Consider the following 16,992-nt stretch of genomic DNA (forward strand, 5'->3'; position numbering starts at 1 on the left):
TGCGGTTGGCAGGTCGCGCGGGTCATTGCGCACGACCACTGAGCCGAGCTTGCGCAGCGCCAGCCGCGCGGCCAGGGCCACGTCGGGGTCGTCGTCGAGGATGAGGATGGCCATGAGAGGGCGCGACTCTAAGCCGACAGCGCCTGGCCGGGAAGGTGGTGTCCGGAACCGGACAGTGCCGGTGTCCGCAAGTGGACGCTTTGCCCGCCAGAAAGCCTTTTTCCCAGGGGAAAGGCCCTGGCCCGCCTCTTGCAAAACACCAACCCATGACCCTCCCGTCCTTCATCACCCCCTGGCGCGGCGCCTGGCGCCAACTGCGGGCCGAGCCCGGCACCGCCGCCCTCGTCATCACCGGCCTGGCCCTGGGCCTGGCGCTCACGCTGCTGACGGCCAGCTTCCTGCGTGACGTGCTCTGGCCGGACGCCCAGCTGCCCGAGGTCGAGCGCCTGGTCGCCTTCGAGTGGCGGGTCCGTCAACCCGGCGGCGGCACTTCGGAGTGGTACGGCGAGGTGCCCACCACGCCGCTGAGCCGCGCGCTGCGCGACACCGGCGCGCCGGTGGCCGAGATGGGCCGCGTCATCGCCTTCCCGCTGCTGCTGAGCGCGGTCGATGCGCAGGGCGTGCAGCACCACGCACGGCTGGCGGCCGTGCTCGCCGACCCCGACATCGAAACGCTGTTTGGCATCAAGCCCATCGCCGGCAACCTGCGCGCCGCGCTGACCTCGCCCGATGGCGTGGCGTTGACGGAGAACGGCGCCAACCAGCTGTTCGGCACGACCAACGTCGTCGGCCGGCCCGTGACGGTCACCACGACGGTGGAGGGCCAACCGGGCAAGGCGCAGACGCTGACGATCACGCTGACCGTCATGGCCGTCGTGCCCTCGCCCAACCTGAACTCGACGTTGATCTACGACGCCCTCGCCGGCTTCAACGCGCCGGCGGCCAAGGCCTACGTCGAGCGCTACGCGATGTGGAGCGCGGGCAACGGCCGGCTGTACGCGCGCCTGAAGCCCGGTGCCACGGCCGCCCAGATGGGCGAGCTGGCCCAGCGGCTGTTCGAGAAGCAGCCGATCCCGGCCGGCATGCCCGCTGACTTCCTGACGGGCGGCGGCTGGTGGGCCTACTTGCGCGCGTTGCCGGTGCTGGACATCGGCCTGCACGGTGCCGGCAGCCCCGACCGCCGCCTGCGCCTGGGCAGCCTGGCGGCGGCGGCGGCCGGCGTGCTGGCGCTGGCGGTCATCAATTTCGTCAACCTGTGGAGCGTGCGCACGCTCAAGCGCCAGCGCGAGATCGGCCTGCGCAAGTCCCTCGGCGCGGGCGCACCGGCGTTGGCCGTGCAGTTCTTCGTCGAGGCCCTGGCCGTGGCGGGCCTGGCCGGCTTGGCTGGCCTGCTGCTGGCCTGGTGGGCCACGCCGGTGGTGTCGGTGCTGATGCAGCATGCCTTCGAGGCGCCGGTGCTGTCGCCCGCTGCGGTGGCGCTGGCGGTGCTGCTGTGCACGGCCATCGCCGCGCTGAGCGCGCTGCCGCTGACCCACATCGCGCTGCGCGTGCGGCCGGCGGAATCGCTGGCCGGCCGCAGCCACAGCGAGGGCGCGGCCAGCCGCTGGCTGCGTCGCGTCATGACGACCGTGCAGTTCGGCGCCGCCGCGCTGTTCGCCGCGATGGCCCTAACCGTGGCCTGGCAGACGCAGCACGTGGCCGACTTGCCGCGCGGCTTCGCGGTCGAGAACCGCCTCGCCGTGGACCTGCCGCCCGAGACACTGCCGGCGCAGACGCAGTCGATGCTGGCGCGCATCCAGACCTGGCCCGAGGTCATCGCCGCGGCAGCGTCGCCCGACGTGCCGGGCCGCGACGTAAGCAAGTGGTTCTCCGATTTCCGCGGGCCCGGCGGCAAGTCGGCCATGCTGCGCACCGGCATCGAGTTCACGCCGGGTTGGCTGCAGCTCTACGGCGTGCGCGTGCTGGCAGGCCGGCTGTCGGCCGATCACCGCGCCGAGGTAGCGCGCAACGGCGTGGTGCTGGACCGCAGTGCGGTGAAGGCGCTGGGCTTTGCCAGCCCCGAGAGCGCCATCGGCCAGAGCGTTGGCGTGATCCATGACTATGGCAACGCCCAACCGGTCATCGTGGTCGCCGTCGTCGACGACCTGCGCTTTGAGCGCCCCCACCTGCCGCGCGAGCCGCACATCATGACGCCCGTTGTCGAGCAGGGCGCCGGCGTCATCAGCGTGCATAGCCGCCAGCCCGCCGAGACGCGCCGCAAGCTGGCCGCCCTCGTCAACGAGACGCTGCCCGACGCGCGGGCGCAGGTGCTGTCGGTGCGTGAGCAGCAGGCGCGCACGATGGCCGAGGACACGCGCATCGGCAAGCTCATCGGCGTGGCCGGCGCGCTGGCCCTGCTGCTGGCTGCCGTGGGCATCTACGCGCTGGCGGCCTACACGCTGCGCCGCCGCGAGCGCGAGATCGTGCTGCGCAAGCTGCATGGCGCCGGTGCCGGCGCGGTGGCGCGGCTGCTGGTGGTCGAATTCGCCGGCGTGCTGGCGGCAGGCTGCGCCGTCGCGCTGCCGGTGGCGGCGTGGGTCACGCAGGCCTACCTCAGCCGTTTTGTCGAGCGCGCGCCGGTGGGGCCGGGCTCGCTGTGGGTGCTGCTGGGGGCGGTGGCGCTGCTTAGCGTGGTGACGGCCCTGGCGGTGGCTCGCCACCTGCGGGCGGCCCTTGCCCTTCGACCGCTGCAAGCCCTGCGCGGCTGAGCCCAACCCCCATGATCCTGTTCACCTCCACCACCTGGCGCAGCGCCTGGCGCCAGCTGCGCGCAGAGCCCGGCACGGCCGTCGTCATCATCGCCGGCCTGGCGCTGGGCCTGGCCCTCACGCTGCTGGCCGCGGCCTTCCTGCAGGACCTGCTGCGGCCCGACGCGCGGCTGCCCCAGCCGGAGCGCCTCGTCAGCTTCGAGTGGCGCATGCGCGGCTCCGGCAGCAGCACGCCCGAATGGACCGACCAGGTGCCCGCCGAACCCCTGCATGCCGCGCTGCGCGACACGGGCGCGCCGGTGGCGCTGATGAGCCGGGTGCGCTACGCGTATCTGCCGGCGCGGGCTGCCGAGCCGACGGGCGCGGCCCGCAACCTGCGCCTCTTCATCGCGGTGGCCGACCCGGACCTCCAACCGCTGCTAGGTCTGGCGCCACTGGCCGGCAGCCTCGACGCCGTGATGGCCTCGCCCGACGGCATCGCGCTGACGGACTCCGTGGCGCAGCGGCTGTTCGGCTCCGCGCAGGTAGTGGGCCGCAGCTTCACGCTGGCGCTGCCGCCCGCCCCCGGGACCCAGGCGCCGGCCCAGCCGCTCACGCTGACCGTCAAGGCGGTGCTGCCCACGCCCAGCCTGAATGGGCCGCTGATCTACGACGCGATCGCGAGCCTCCACGGCCCGCTGGCCCAGGCCGCCTTCGGCGGCTCGGACAGCTGGTACCAGTCTGGCGGGCGCCTGCTGGCCCGGCTGAGCCCCGGGGCCTCGGCCGAGCAGCTGAGTGCGCTCGCGCAGCGCCTGCTCGACAGCCAGCCCTTGCCCCCCGGCGTCACGGTGGACGCCCGCGAGGCCGGCGGCAAGCCGCTGCAGCTGCGCGCCATGCCCGCCACCGACATCGGGCTGCACGGTGCAGGCAGCGCGCAGCGGCGCCTGCAGGTCGCGGGCCTGGCCGCTGCCGTGGCGGGGGTGCTCTCGCTGGGCGTCATCAACTTCGTCAACCTGTGGAGCGTGCGCACCCTCAGGCGGCAGCGCGAGATCGGCCTGCGCAAGTCGCTCGGCGCCGGCGCCGGGCAACTGGCGGCGCAGTTCTTCACCGAGGCCTTCGTCGTCGCCGGGCTGGCCGGCCTGCTCGGCCTGCTGCTGGCCTGGTGGGCCGCGCCGGCGGCCCTGATGCTGCTGCAGCATCCCTTCGAGGCGCCGGTGCTGTCGCTGCCGATGGCGGCGCTGGTGGGCCTGCTGTGCGTGGCCATCGCGGCGCTCAGTGCGCTGCCGCTGGCCCTCATCGCGCTGCGCGTGCGGCCCGCCGAGTCACTGGCCGGGCGCAGCCACAGCGAGGGCTCGGCCAGCCGCTGGCTGCGCCGCCTGATGACGACGCTGCAGTTCGGCGCGGCGGCGGTCTTCGCCTCGCTGGCGGCGACGGTGCTCTGGCAGGCCGAGCACACAGCGGCCATGCCGCGCGGCTTCGAGGTGCAGGACCGCGTGGCTGCCGACCTGCCCTGGGACGCGCAGCCGGCGCAGACGATGGCGCTGCTTGCGGAGGTGCGCCGCTGGCCCGAGGTCGTGGCCGCTGGTGCCGCGCTGGACGTGCCGGGCCGCGACTTCAACAGCGGGGAGGTCGCCTTCCGCCGCGCCGGCGCCGCGCCGGTGAACCTGGGCATGGTGGTGGACTTCACCCCCGGCTACCTGCAGGCCTATGGCATGCGCCTCGTCGCCGGCCGGCTGTCGGCCGACCACGTTGCGGAGGCGGCGCAGAACGCCGTCGTGCTCGACCGCAGCGCCGTGCGCGTGCTGGGCTACGCGAGCCCCGAGGCGGTGCTGGGTCAGACCCTGGGCGCGGGCGGCAACTTCCGCGACGGCCGGCCGGCGACGGTGGTGGCCGTCATCGAGGACATCCGCATCGAAGACCCGCGCCGCGCGGCGCAGCCGCATGCGCTCACGCCGGTGGCCGAGCGGGGTGGCGGCGCCCTCGGCGTGCACAGCCGCGACCCGCAGGCCACGCGGCGCCGGCTCTCCGCCCTGCTCGAGGAGCGCTTCCCTGGCTCCGCCGTCGAGGCGCTGCCGCTGCGCGACATGCTCCTGCAGAAGATGGCCGGCGACATGCGCCTGGGCCGGCTGATCGGGCTGGCCGGGCTGCTGACCCTGGCGCTTGCGGCCGTGGGCATCTACGCGCTCGCCGCCTACACGCTGCGCCGCCGCGAGCGCGAGATCGTGCTGCGCAAGCTGCATGGCGCCGGCCCCGGCGCGGTGGCGGCCCTGCTGGCGCGGGAGTTCGCCGGCGTCGTCGGCGGCGCCTGCGTCGTCGCGCTGCCGTTGGCGGCCTGGCTGAGCCAGCGCTACCTGGCGGGCTTTGTCGAACGTGCGCCAGTGGGGCCGGCGTCGGCCTGGGTGCTAGCCGCAGTCGTGGCGCTGCTCGCCGCCGTCACGGCGCTGGCCGTGCTGCGCCACCTGCGGGCCGCGCTGGCACTGCGACCGCTGCAGGCCCTGCATGGTTGAGGCCCTCGTCTCCGGCGCCGGCATGGACCGGCAGGTTGCGCCGCGGCGGCGCGCCGCGCCTGTTGTCGTCGCTGCGCTGGCCCTGCTGGCCCTCGCGCTGCTGCTCGCGCGCTACTGGCCCCGCGGCGTGCCGGTGGCGCGCGCCGACGTGGAGATCGCCGCGGCGAAGACCGGCGCCTTCCGCGACGTCGTCGTCGGCCGTGCGACGGCGCAGCCGCTGCAGTCGGTGCTGTTGGACGCGACCGAGGACGGCCGCGTGGAGCAGGTGCTGGTGAAGGACGGCGCGCGTGTCGAGCCAGGCCAGCTGCTCGTCGTGCTGGCCAGCAGTCAGCGTGCGCAGGAGCTGATGGCGCGCTCCGCCGAGGCGGCGCAACAGACGGCCAACCTCGCCACCTTCCGCGCCGGCTTGATGCAGGCCCAGGCCCTGCTGCGCCGCGAGCTGACGCAGGGTGAGTTCGAGCTGGAGCGCGTGCGTCGCCTGCACGAACGCAACCGCGAGCTCGCGGCCACCGGCTTCCTGTCGCCCTCGGCGCTGGAGGACTCGGCCGACAAGCTCGTGATGACCCAGCGCCTCGTCACGCAGGCCCGCAACGACAGCCGCGAGGAAATCGCCACACGCGAGCAGTCCATCCAGGCCATGCAGCGCGCCGTGACTGACCTCGACCAGCGTCTCGCCGCCATGCGCACCGCCAGCGAAGGCCTGGCCATGCGCGCGCCGGTGGCCGGCCGCGTGACCGGCCTCGCGCTGCAGGTCGGCGAGAGCGTGCGCAGCGGCACGCGCATCGCGCGGCTGGACAGCCTCGGCCTGTTCAAGCTGGTGCTGCGGCTCGATGAATTCCACCTCGCCCGTGTGCGCGAAGGCCTGGCCGCCGAGCTGCAGCACGAAGGCCGAAGCCACCCGCTGCACGTGGTGCGCATCGACCCGCAGGTCAAGGACGGCCTCTTCACCGTCGAGCTGAATTTCGACGCCGAGCCGCCCGCGCTGCAGGTCGGCCAGGGCCTGGACGTGCGCCTCACGCTGGGCCAGGCCAAGCCGTCGCTGCTGCTGCCCGACGGCGGCTTCTACACCGACACCGGCGGCGCCTGGGCCTTCGTGCTCGACGCCGACGGCCGCCACGCGCCACGCCGCGCGCTGCAGCTCGGCCGCCGTGCGGACGGCGTCATCGAAGTCATCGGCGGCCTGCAGCCCGGCGAGCAGGTCGTCGTCTCCCCCTACCGCGCCTTTGTCGGCGCTTCAGCCCTGGATCTCCATTGACATGTTCACGCTCAAGCACCTCAGCAAGACCTTCCACACCGGCGACACCCTGACCACCGCGCTGGACCGCATCGACCTCGACATCGAGGCCGGCGAATACCTCGCCATCACCGGGCCCTCGGGCTGCGGCAAGTCGACGCTGTTGGGCATCCTCGGCCTGCTCGACGCACCCACGGGCGGCGAGTATTGGTTCGACGGCCACAACGTGGCGGGCTGGAACGAGAAGCAACTCAACACGCTGCGCCGGGGCCGCATCGGCTTCGTCTTCCAGAGCTTCAACCTCATCGACGATCTGAGCGTGGCCGAGAACATCGCGCTGGCGCTGGAGTATGGCGAGCTGCCGGCGCGCGAACGCCGTGCACGCGTCGTTGAAGTGATGGAGCGCCTCGGTTTGTCGCATCGCGCCGGGCATCGGCCGAGCCAGTTGAGCGGCGGGCAGCAGCAGCGAGTGGCGATTGCGCGCGCGATTGCGGCGCGGCCGGCGCTGTTGCTGGCGGATGAACCGACCGGCAATCTGGACAGCGCCCACGGTGCGGAGGTGATGCGCATCCTGCGTGAGCTGAATGCGGACGGCACGACGCTGGTCATGGTGACCCACTCGCTGGAGCATGCGGCGCAGGCGTCGAGGACGTTGCGGTTGCTGGATGGGCGGGTTGTTGTGGATGCGGTGGCGGCGGTGGCTTGAAGGGTTCTTGGCATCGTCGATTGGAGCCACACCCGTGTCACGCCGCTTCTTGCCGGAGCACAGCGTGGCAACGGCCCTACGAAGTCGCTTGATTAAACTTGATTTAAAGTGGCCCCTGGCAAACAATCCACTGGCTATGCACAAAGTTATCCACAGCGAAAAGCTCAAGCAGGCACTGCAGGCTCGCGGGTGGACCCAGAAGGATCTCGCGACCGAACTTGAGGTGACGGCGCAGGCCGTGACCAATTGGATGAAGGGTGCCGACTTTCCTCGGCCGGACAAGCTTCTCAAGCTGGCCACCATCCTGAAGCTGAACTTTGCAGACTTGGTCTTGAGCTCGGTGAAGGATCAGCCAGTCATCGCATTTCGGAAGAAGGGTGGCGCGAAGACGACGGATGCGCACATTCTCAAAGCGCTTGCGATGGGCTCGCTGTTGAAGCCGCTGGTGGCATTCCTCCCCGAGTTGCGTTCACTTCGTGTACAGATCCCGTCCCCAACTACGCAATACGACGCGTTGCAAGCCATGGCGGCAGAGGTTCGGACTCGTATCGGGCTTGGCGGTCAGGCGGTCCTGTCCTACGAACACCTGATCGATCAGTTCGGGACCAACGGCGCAGTCATCGTGCCCGTGCTCTGGGGTGAGAAGCAGAACCACAAGAATGCGCTGCACATCCTTCTGCCGCAGGAGCAGGTGACGTTCATCTTCTTGAACCTGGACACCCGTCTCGAAGATTTCAAGTTCTGGATGGCCCATGAGCTGGCGCATGTCTACACGCCCGGCCTGGCTGGATCGGATGAGGGCGAGGATTTCGCCGACGCGTTGGCTGGGGCGCTGCTATTCCCGAAATCGCTGGCCGAGGTCGCATACGTCCAAGCGGCCCGGCATAGGGCGGTGGCAGGTGAGGTTCGGGAGCTGCAGCGACACGCGAATGCGCACAGCATTTCGTTGTTCAGCGTGTTCCGGGAGGTCAACAACTACGCCAAGGCGCTGGGCCTGGCGGCTTTGCGCTGCAGGGAAACCGACATCCACGCAATCCGCAACAGCCAGCGCGGCAAGCTGGTCAGCGAGAGCCTGTTCGAGCCGACGCCTCCTGAGCCGGCGGCCTACGTTGCGGCAGCACTGAACCAGTTCCGCAGTGCCTTCTTCTCTGCGCTGCAGCGCATGATTAAGAGCAAGGGCACTGGCGCAGGATATGTCCAGCAGATCATGGACATTCCAATGCAGGACGCAGCAGCGCTCCACGGGGAACTGAGTCGTTGACGCTGGTTCTGCTCGACACGAATGCCTACCTCCGCCTGGCAAAGCGTGTCAGGCCAGCGGTGGGGATCAAGTTTGGGCAAAAGAGCTATGTGCTCACGATCCACAAGTCGGTGGAGGATGAGGTTCATCGCAATCCCAGGTTGCGCGCGACCTATCCGTGGTTCGACGGGCAGGAGTTCGCCAGCGAACGCCTCGCCAAGCAGGTTCGCCTGAGCGAGGAAGAGAAAGAGACCATCCAGGCGGCCCAAAGCGTGCTGCATGGATGGGTTCTGGCAGACCCGGATGCCTACACCTCAGGTGGTCGATCCCCTCCGGGAGCGACGGATTGTTGGCTCCTGGCGCTTGGTCAGGTGAAGCCGGCGATCGTCGTGACAGACGATCTGGGCATGCACGCGCTGGCAAAGGATTTCAGCATCGCTGTCTGGCATGGCTTCGAGCTTTTGGACAAGCTCAGATCCGCCAAGGTGGTGGATGCGCCGTTGATCCGAGAAATCTACGAGGCGCTTGAGGTCAACGGCGATCTGCCGAGAACTTGGCAAGAGGCGAAACACACTATGTTCGTAAAGGTCTTCGGGCCCAAGGCTCGGTAAGCAGATCGGCGTGGCCTATGAAGAGACCGAGCACTACCGTGTCATGAAGGATTTCATGGCCGATCCGCGCCGGGTGTTGGATTCGTTGCTGGCGGGCTGAACCCCGGCCGGCACCGGTGCATCCGCCCCTTAGGATGCGCGCCCATGTCCCCCCTAGCCCGTGCCCTTGCCAGCTTGCTCGCCGCCTTCGCCCTGAGCGCGGCCCAGGCCGACACCGGCGCCGGCCCGCTGGAAGTGCAGTTCCGCAGCGTCGCCGTGCCGCAGAACTCGGTGCCGGCCATTGCCCAGGACCGTGCCGGCCTGATGTGGATTGCCACGAGCAAGGGCCTGACGCGCTACGACGGCTATCGGCTGCGGCCCATCGAGCAGGCGGGCGACACGCCGGCCAAGCGCAGCCTCGGCTGGGTGCGGGCGCTGGCACCGGCGGCCGATGGGCGCATGTGGATAGGCACGGAGTTCCAGGGCCTGGTGGCCTACGACCCGGCGCGGGACGTCGTTGAACAGCATGGCGCCGGCCCGGGCGATGGCGGCCCGCAGGCGCCCATCCGCGCGTTGGCCGAGGGCCGCGACGGCACCGTTTGGGTGGGCACCATGGGCCGCGGCCTGTACCGCTACGAGCCGGCCAGCAAGCGCTTCGACCCGCAGGCGCTGAGCTGGCACGGCGAGGCCGAGATGCGCATCCTGGCGCTGCGCGTGGGCGGCGACGGCACGGTCTGGGCCGGCCACTGGCGCGGCCTGGCGCGCCGCGTCGGCAACGACTGGCAGACGCTGGAGCTGCCCGGCCTGCCCGCTGGCGCGCCCGTGCTGGCGCTGACGGAGGACCGCAGCGGCCGCATCTGGCTGGGCACGCAGGATGGGCATCTCGGCGTTGTCGAGCAGGGCCAGGTGCGCTGGGTGCAGGCGCTCGGCCGGCCCATCCAGGCGCTGGACGTAGGCGCGGAGGGCCGGCTCTGGGTGGGCAGCAGGAACGGGCTGTACTGGGTCAACCCGACCAGCGGCCATATCGACGCGCGGCTGCGCCAGGACCCGCGCCGCGCGATGGGCCTGGCGGGCAACGACATCAGCGGCCTGCTGCGCGACCGCAGCGGCGCGATGTGGGTCAGCGGCTACGGCCTGGGCGTGCAGCGCCACCTGTTCCACCCGGCGCTGGCCGTGCGTGGGCCTGATGCCGATTCGGCCGACCCCGCCGGCCTGCTGGCCGAGGCCGACGTGCGCACCGTGCTGGCGCTGAAGAACGGCGAGGTGCTGGCATCCACGCAGGCCGGCCGCGTCGTGCGCCTGGATGGCCACCCCGGCCACGACCTGGCCACGCTGGGCGAATGGCCGCGCGGGCGGCGCAGCGTGGTCGAGATGATGGCCGAGGCGGGCGACGGTAGCCTGTGGATGACGGCGGCCGGCCGCCTGGAGCACCTCGCTACCGATGGCCGCCTGCTGGGCGACTGGGCGCTGGACGGCGGCCGCGCCCAGCAACTGCTGGTGCGCGCGGACGGCAGCGTCTGGCTGGGCATGCAGGAAGGCCTTTATCGCCTGGCCGGCGCTGCGGCGGCGGCGCCGGAGCGCGTGCACCCTGGGGCCGGGAAGTTGCATGGCGGCGTCCATGCGCTGTGCGAGGCGCCGGACGGGCGGCTCTGGGTGGGCGGCCAGCAGGGCCTGTACCGCGAGCGTGCGGCCGGCGACGCCAGCCTGGAGGTTGTGCCCCAGGCGCCCGGCGAAGCCCTTGCCAGCCCGGCCGCGCTGGCGCTGCTGTGGGGCCGTGACGGGCGGCTCTGGGTGGACACGCCGGCCAGCGGCCTGCACCTGCTGCGCGGCTGGGACGCGCAGGGCCGCGCGCGCTTCGAGCGCATCAGCGAGCGCCATGGCCTGGAAGGCGTGTTCGGCAGCAACCTGCACGAAGACGCCCAGGGCCGCATCTGGAGCCAGCTCTACGTCTACGACCCCAAGGCCGACCGCATCGACAGCTTCGGCAACGCCGAGGGCGCCAACTTCGGCAGCTTCTGGTTCTTTGCCAGCACCGAGCTGCCCGGCGGCGGCCTGCTGTTCGGCGGCAGCCGGGGCCTGCTGCGGGTGCAGCCGGATGCCTGGCAGCCCGCCGCCGGCAGCCCGCCGCTCGTCATCAGCGGGCTGCGCGTGAACGGCCAGCCCTGGCCCCAGCCGCGCACGCCGGGCGAGGGGCTGACGCTGCCGGCGGGCAAGCGCACGCTCTCCGTCGAGTTCGCCGCGCTGGACTACGCCGACCCGTCGCGCCTGCGCTACGAGTACCGGCTGGAGGGCCTGGACGACGGCTGGACGCGCGTGGACGCCACCGGCCGGCACCCCAGCTTCGGCCCGCTCAAGCCCGGCCACTACACGCTGCAGGTGCGCGCCACGGCCCACCAGGCGCTGTGGGGCAAGGAGTTGCTGCAGCTGCCCGTCACGCTGGAGCCCGCCTGGTGGGAGACCGACCTGGCCCACGCCGGTGGCCTGATCGCGGTGCTGACCGGCATCTGGGGCTGGACGCGCTGGCGCACCCGCCAGCTGCGCCACAAAGAGGCCGAGCTGCAGGCCCTGGTGGAGGAGCGCACCGCCGAGCTGCGCGAGCTGAGCCTGACCGACGCACTGACCGGCCTGCGCAACCGCCGCTACCTGGAGCTGCGCCTGGAAGACGACCTGGCGCTGTGCCTGCGCCGCTTCGAGCCCACCGGCGGTGACGGCCCGGGTTCCGATGCCGACCTGCTGCTGTTGCTGCTCGACCTGGACCACTTCAAACGCATCAACGACGTGCACGGCCACGCGGCCGGTGACGCGGTGCTGGTGCAGCTCGCCGAGCGGCTGCGCAGCGTCTCCCGCGAGACTGATTCGCTGGTGCGCTGGGGCGGCGAGGAGGTGCTGGTGCTGGCCCGCGAGACCGAGCGGCGCGACGCCGCCGAGCTGGCCGCGCGCGTCTGCGCCGTTGTGCGCGACACGCCTTTCCAGATCGGCGCCGGCGGCCCCGGCGAGACCGTGCAGGTCACCGTGTCCGTCGGCTTCTGCGCCTTCCCGCTGGACCCCCGCCACCCGCGCCTGTGGGACTGGCGCGCCAGCCTGGCGCTGGCCGACTCAGCGCTCTACGCCGCCAAGGCACAGGGCCGCGACGGCTACGTGGGCGCCATCCGCGCCAACGGGCTGACCCCACCCGAGGCACCCTACAGCCTGAGCGGCTGGCGCGGTGATGAAAAGCTGCAGACGGCCAGCAGCGCCACCGCGCTCAACCCGGCCTGAACAGCGCCTTCAACGCCATTGGCAACTCCGCCCGCCAGGCCGCCTCGTTGTGCTTCGCCTCGCTGGCGATGTTCAGGCTGAGCTGTGCCGGCGGCAGTTGCCGCGCCAGCAGCCTGTGCATGCGGCGCGTCTGCCCCGCCATGCTGCCGCCTTCGCGGCCGCCACAGTAGAGGTGCACGCGCGTGCCCGCCGGCAGCGCGGTCCTGGCGGTGTCGTCGAACAGCTGCGGCGCTGCCCAGTAGGACGGGCTGAACAGGCCATAACGCCCGAACACCTCGCCATGCCACAGCAGCGCCGCGTGGCTGATGAGGCCGCCCAGGGAGCTGCCGATGAGTGCCGTGTGCTCGCGCTCCGGCCGCGTGCGCCAGCCGGCATCGACGAAAGGCTTGACCGTCCTGACGATGAAGTCGAGATAAGCCGCACCCTCGGCCTTGCCGAGTTCCTTGTGGTCATACGGCGCCATCTCCGTGTTGCGCCTGTCGCCGCCATTGTCGATGCCGACGACGAGGGCCTCGAAGCCGGTCTTCGCCAGCGCCAGCATCGTCTCGTCCACGCCCCATTCGCCGGCATAGCTGGTCGCCGCGTCGAACAGGTTCTGGCCGTCGTGCATGTAGATGACCGGGTAGCGTTTGCCCGGCGCGCTGTCGTAGCTCGGCGGCAGGCACAGGCGCAACGTGCGGCTGCGGGCGAGGCCCGGCATGGCCAGCGGCTCGGGCAGCACGCGCACGCTGGGCAGTGCCGTCGATGCCGTGCCAGCCATGGCTGGCAGGACGTGCGTTAGGGGCAGGGTCAGCAGCAGGCGGCGTTGCATGGGGGCTCGCGGACACTCGTCGGCATGAAGAAGATGCCGCACGCTATCCGAACGGCCGCAGCCCTGCTGCTCGTCATGTCGTCGGCCATGGCCGCCGCGCCGGACAGCCAGGAGGCGCAGATCGTCGCGAGCGTGAAGCGCCTGACGCCGAGGCGCTGGACGAATGGCTGGAGGTGGCGTCCATCGAACGCAGTGCGATCCGCGCGGCGTTGCTGATCTACCGGTTGACGCGGTAGGAAAATGACGAGATGGATCAAGCGGAAACCAGCGAGCACGCCCGAGGAATCATCGGCAAGACCATCGCGGATGGTTTGCCAATCATCTGGAACTTCGTGAACGAGTTGCCCGTCGAGGAGGTGGTCAATGCCCGCCCTTGGCTTGTTTCCATCCGCTGGACCTACGACGCTGTGATTCAGAACAGCTTCCCCGACGAGGAGACCCAGTCGGCGATCTACCGACTGGACTCTGGCCTGGAGCCGCTCGAAGAATCGGGGGTCGGCTACCGAGCCTACGCACGCACCGGCAAAGGTCTCAGGGAATGGGTCTTCTACGCGGCGGACCGTGATCAATTCATCGGCGCGCTGAACGATGCGCTGGCCGATCACGAGGCCTATCCCATCGAGATCAAGTTCTACAACGATCCTGGCTGGTCAGACTTTCGCCAGTTGCTCGTTGACTTCGGCTGTGCCGGCACAGCCTGACCGAAGGGCTGACGCGCTCGCTCTGCCCGTGCAACACGCGGGGAAATCCCAGCGCCATCCCGACCTGAATTCATGACCGCATCGCAGCCGAGGTGACACACTCGTCTCCCTCGCATGGAGGGAGACGGGCGTGTCAAAGAACCCGCAAGCAAACGGGCCATTCCAACTGACCCGCCGCCGCATCATCGGCAGCGGCGCGGCGGCCGTGACGTTGCTGGTGCATGAGCTGGCGCTGGCCCGCAAGCCCGGCGCGCCCAAGCTGCTTGGCGCGCTGCCGCAGCCCGAGGGCACGCCCACGCAGCCGCACACGCCGCCCGGCGCGCCGGACTGGTCGGGCGGGCCGGGCAAGGCGCGCTTTCGCATCGACGGCCTGGCCAAGGTGACGGGGCAGAAGGTCTACGCCCGCGACTTCCGCGCCGTCGACATGCCCGGCTGGCCGCCGGCCGAGCGCATGGCCATGATCCTGCGCGCCACACAGCCGGGCCTGGTCTTCACGGGCCTGGACCTGAGCCGGCTGGCCGCTGCCGACGCCGTGCCGCTGCTGACCATCACGCAGGCGCCGCTCACCGGCTTCCCCTGGCCGCAGCGCGACCTGGCCTCGCTGAACCTGAGCCTGCCCTTCTCCAGCGAAGGCGCCGACGGCATCAAGCAGCTGCTGGTACCGGTGGGCAGCGCGCCGCAGTTCTACGGCCAGCCGGTGGCCATCGTCGTCTTTGCCGACAGCAACGCCTACCGCCGCGCCAAGCGCGCGCTGCAGTTCGAACCCGGTGTCGTGCAGACAGGCGCCGCACCGCCACCGCCGTCGGCATCAGCCGCCAAGGCCTACAGCCCGGTCAACTACCTGACGCGCTACGAGGCCGCAGGCGTGGCACCGTTCTCGCAGGTGCAGGTGGGCTCCGAGTCCAACCCCTTCGCGCCGGACAGCGCCAGCCAGCCCTACAACAGCACCGCCAAGGCGCTGCGCGGGCGCATCGACGCGCTGCTGCAGGCACCCGACCCGGCCGTGCTGCGCCTGAAAGGCAGCTACAGCACGCAAGTGCTGGACCCGATGTTCATGGAACCCGAGGCCGGCCTGGCCTGGCTGGACCGCGCCGGCACGGGCACGCTCAGCCTTGTGCTCGGCACCCAGGCCACCAACGGCGACGCGGGCGACAGCCTGGCGATGTTCGGCACGGGCTGCCCCATCTCGGTCAAGACCGTGGTGCTGAACTCCTGCTACCCGGGCGGCGGCTTTGGCGGGCGCGATGTGTCCACCTTCCCGCCGCTGCTGGCCGTCACGGCCGCGCTGGTGAATGGGCCGGTGCGCATCGCGCAGGACCGCTACGAGCAGTTCCAGGGTGGCCTGAAGCAACTGGCCAGCCACATCACGCAGCGCATCGCGGTGGACGCGAAGACCGGCCAGTTCCTCGCCTTCGGCAGCCAGCAGGTGCTGCCTGCGGGCGGGCAGAACAACTACAGCCAGTTCGTCGCCATGCTGGCGGCCTACTGCGGCCTCAGCGGCTACGACATCAAGCAGGCGTACGTGGACGCCATTGCCCAGCCCAGCACCGGCGTCGTGGCCGGCTCTATGCGCGGCTTCGGCGGGCCGCAGGCCAGCTTCGCCGTGGAAACGCTGGTGGACGAGGTGGCCGTGGCGCTCCAGCGCGACCCGATAGCGCTGCGCGAGATCAACGCGCTGCGCCAGTTCGACCGCACCATCACCGGCGCGCCGCTGACGCAAGACCTGACGCTGCGCGAGATCTGCCGCCGCGCGCGTGAGCACCCGCTGTGGCGCGAGCGCGAGGCCGTGAAGGCGCGCAAGGCCCGCGAAGGCATCCGCTACGGCGTCGGCTTTGCGCTGGCCAACCAGGCCTATGGCACGGGCAAGGACGGCGTCATGGCCGAGGTGGCGCTTGCACCGGACGGGCGCCTCACCGTGCGCAGCAACTGCGTCGACATGGGCAACGGCTCGGCAACGACGCTCGCCATCTCCACCGCCGACTGGCTCGGCCACAACGCCCACGACATCGTGCTGGGCGACGTGGGCAGCTTCAACGCGCTGGCGGTCAGCACCTACCCCGGCGGGGACTGGAGCAAGCCAGACTGGACGGCCAGCTTCGCCATGTCCAGCAGCGCCTGCCTGACGGCCTTTCATCAAGTGCATGTGACCGGCCAGGCCAGCCGCGTGCTGTTCGAGGCCGGCCTGTTGCCGGCGGCGGCGGCGCTGTGGGGCGTGCCGCTGGCGCAGGTGCAGGGCAAGACGCGCTGGGACGCAGGCCGGTTGGCGGCGCCGGGTCTTGCGCCGCTGCCGTTGGCGGCACTGGCGGCCAAGGTTCACCAGCAGGGACTGACCGCCGCGGCCATGGTGCATGGCCTGTACGAGGGCGCCTGGGTGTCGGCCAGCTATGCCTTGCCGGCGGGGGCGCCGTTGCTGCTGCCGGTGGACGGGCTGTCGCTGCGTGCGGCGGGGCAGTCGGTGTGGAAGGCTGTGGCGCGGCAGGACGTCATCGCGCCCAACCCCGAGGCCGCGCTCTACGGCCGCAGCCTGTATGCGCCGTCAGGCGTGCTGGTGGCTGTGGAGATCGCGCGTGAGAGCTTCGAGCCGCGCGTCGTGGCCGTCGAGCTGATGGTGGATGCGGGCAAGGTGCTGCAGCGGGATTTGCTTGTCGGCCAGGCGCAGGGTGGCGTGGCGATGGGCATCGGCTATGCGCTGCTGGAGAACCTGCCGTTGGAGGCAGGCGGGGCGGGGGATGGGCGGTGGAACCTGGATCGGTATCAGGTGGCGTTGTCTGCGGACGTGCCGTTAGGGCGGTTGGGCATCACGACGTTGCCGTCTGATGAGGCGACGGCGAAGGGGATTGCCGAGGCGGTGCTGTGCCCGATTGCGCCGGCGATTGGGAATGCGATTGCGCATGCAACTGGGCGGCGGTTTAGGTCTTTGCCGATCACCGCTCGTGAGATTGGGAGGGCTTTGTCGTGAATGCGGCTTGGTGCCACGACCCATGCCGGGAGTTCGCCCCGGCGGGCGACCTTCTTTTTGAGCGACCAAAAAGAAGGCAAAAAGTCGCCCCTTTTCCGTCGCCCCTTCGCGAGGGGTGCCCTGCGATGCTCGAAACCCGGGGCCGCGCCGAACTCACTTCGCTACGCTGCGTTCAAACAGGCGGCGCGAAGTCAGAGCTTGAGGCTCGCTGCGCTCGCGCCCCGGGCTCCTGCGCTTCTCGGCTCCTCCAAAGGGGGGTG

11 protein-coding genes are annotated in these 16,992 nt (G+C 70.9%); 9 read left to right on the top strand and 2 right to left on the bottom strand.

Annotated features, from left to right (window positions below; translation table 11 throughout):
* Window positions 1–266 precede the first annotated feature (266 nt).
* The 7 genes from ABIS05_RS02000 to ABIS05_RS02030 all read left to right on the top strand — a co-directional run bounded on the left by ABIS05_RS02000 (window position 267) and on the right by ABIS05_RS02030 (window position 12,261).
* Window positions 267–2,747, top strand: coding sequence for an FtsX-like permease family protein (locus ABIS05_RS02000; RefSeq protein ID WP_348011597.1), 2,481 nt, complete (start codon window positions 267–269; stop codon window positions 2,745–2,747).
* Between the two features lie 11 nt (window positions 2,748–2,758).
* Window positions 2,759–5,233, top strand: a complete 2,475-nt coding sequence (locus ABIS05_RS02005) for an FtsX-like permease family protein (RefSeq protein WP_348011598.1) — start codon at window positions 2,759–2,761, stop codon at window positions 5,231–5,233.
* Complete coding sequence (locus ABIS05_RS02010) at window positions 5,226–6,488, top strand: HlyD family efflux transporter periplasmic adaptor subunit (RefSeq protein ID WP_348011599.1); 1,263 nt, start codon at window positions 5,226–5,228, stop codon at window positions 6,486–6,488. Before ABIS05_RS02005 ends, ABIS05_RS02010 begins: the two co-directional genes overlap by 8 nt.
* A 1-nt stretch (window position 6,489) precedes the next feature.
* Window positions 6,490–7,173, top strand: coding sequence for an ABC transporter ATP-binding protein (locus ABIS05_RS02015; protein WP_348011600.1), 684 nt, complete (start codon window positions 6,490–6,492; stop codon window positions 7,171–7,173).
* A 34-nt stretch (window positions 7,174–7,207) separates the two neighbouring features.
* The gene (locus tag ABIS05_RS02020) at window positions 7,208–8,434 is read left to right on the top strand and encodes a helix-turn-helix transcriptional regulator (RefSeq protein WP_348011601.1); all 1,227 of its coding nucleotides are present in this window, start codon (window positions 7,208–7,210) and stop codon (window positions 8,432–8,434) included.
* Window positions 8,431–9,024, top strand: a complete 594-nt coding sequence (locus tag ABIS05_RS02025; protein ID WP_348011602.1) for a hypothetical protein — start codon at window positions 8,431–8,433, stop codon at window positions 9,022–9,024. Before ABIS05_RS02020 ends, ABIS05_RS02025 begins: the two co-directional genes overlap by 4 nt.
* A 144-nt stretch (window positions 9,025–9,168) precedes the next feature.
* The gene (locus ABIS05_RS02030) at window positions 9,169–12,261 is read left to right on the top strand and encodes a two-component regulator propeller domain-containing protein (RefSeq protein WP_348011603.1); all 3,093 of its coding nucleotides are present in this window, start codon (window positions 9,169–9,171) and stop codon (window positions 12,259–12,261) included.
* Here the strand turns inward: ABIS05_RS02030 and ABIS05_RS02035 are convergent.
* Window positions 12,248–13,072, bottom strand: a complete 825-nt coding sequence (locus tag ABIS05_RS02035) for an alpha/beta hydrolase-fold protein (RefSeq protein WP_348011604.1) — start codon at window positions 13,070–13,072, stop codon at window positions 12,248–12,250. The two genes, ABIS05_RS02030 and ABIS05_RS02035, sit on opposite strands and share 14 nt — an antisense overlap.
* Complete coding sequence (locus ABIS05_RS02040) at window positions 13,051–13,329, bottom strand: hypothetical protein (RefSeq protein WP_348011605.1); 279 nt, start codon at window positions 13,327–13,329, stop codon at window positions 13,051–13,053. The genes ABIS05_RS02035 and ABIS05_RS02040 overlap by 22 nt, the downstream gene beginning before the upstream one ends.
* Here ABIS05_RS02040 and ABIS05_RS02045 point away from each other — a divergent pair.
* Both ABIS05_RS02045 and ABIS05_RS02050 read left to right on the top strand, forming a co-directional pair.
* Window positions 13,321–13,773, top strand: coding sequence for a DUF695 domain-containing protein (locus ABIS05_RS02045; protein WP_348011606.1), 453 nt, complete (start codon window positions 13,321–13,323; stop codon window positions 13,771–13,773). The genes ABIS05_RS02040 and ABIS05_RS02045 overlap by 9 nt on opposite strands.
* Before the next feature lie 130 nt (window positions 13,774–13,903).
* Window positions 13,904–16,732 carry a molybdopterin cofactor-binding domain-containing protein gene (locus tag ABIS05_RS02050; protein ID WP_348011607.1) on the top strand — a complete coding sequence of 943 codons (2,829 nt, stop codon included), beginning with the start codon at window positions 13,904–13,906 and terminating at the stop codon, window positions 16,730–16,732.
* The last annotated feature ends 260 nt before the right edge of the window (window positions 16,733–16,992 follow it).

This window comes from Roseateles sp., from assembly GCF_039929605.1.
Taxonomy (GTDB): Bacteria; Pseudomonadota; Gammaproteobacteria; order Burkholderiales; family Burkholderiaceae_C; genus Pelomonas.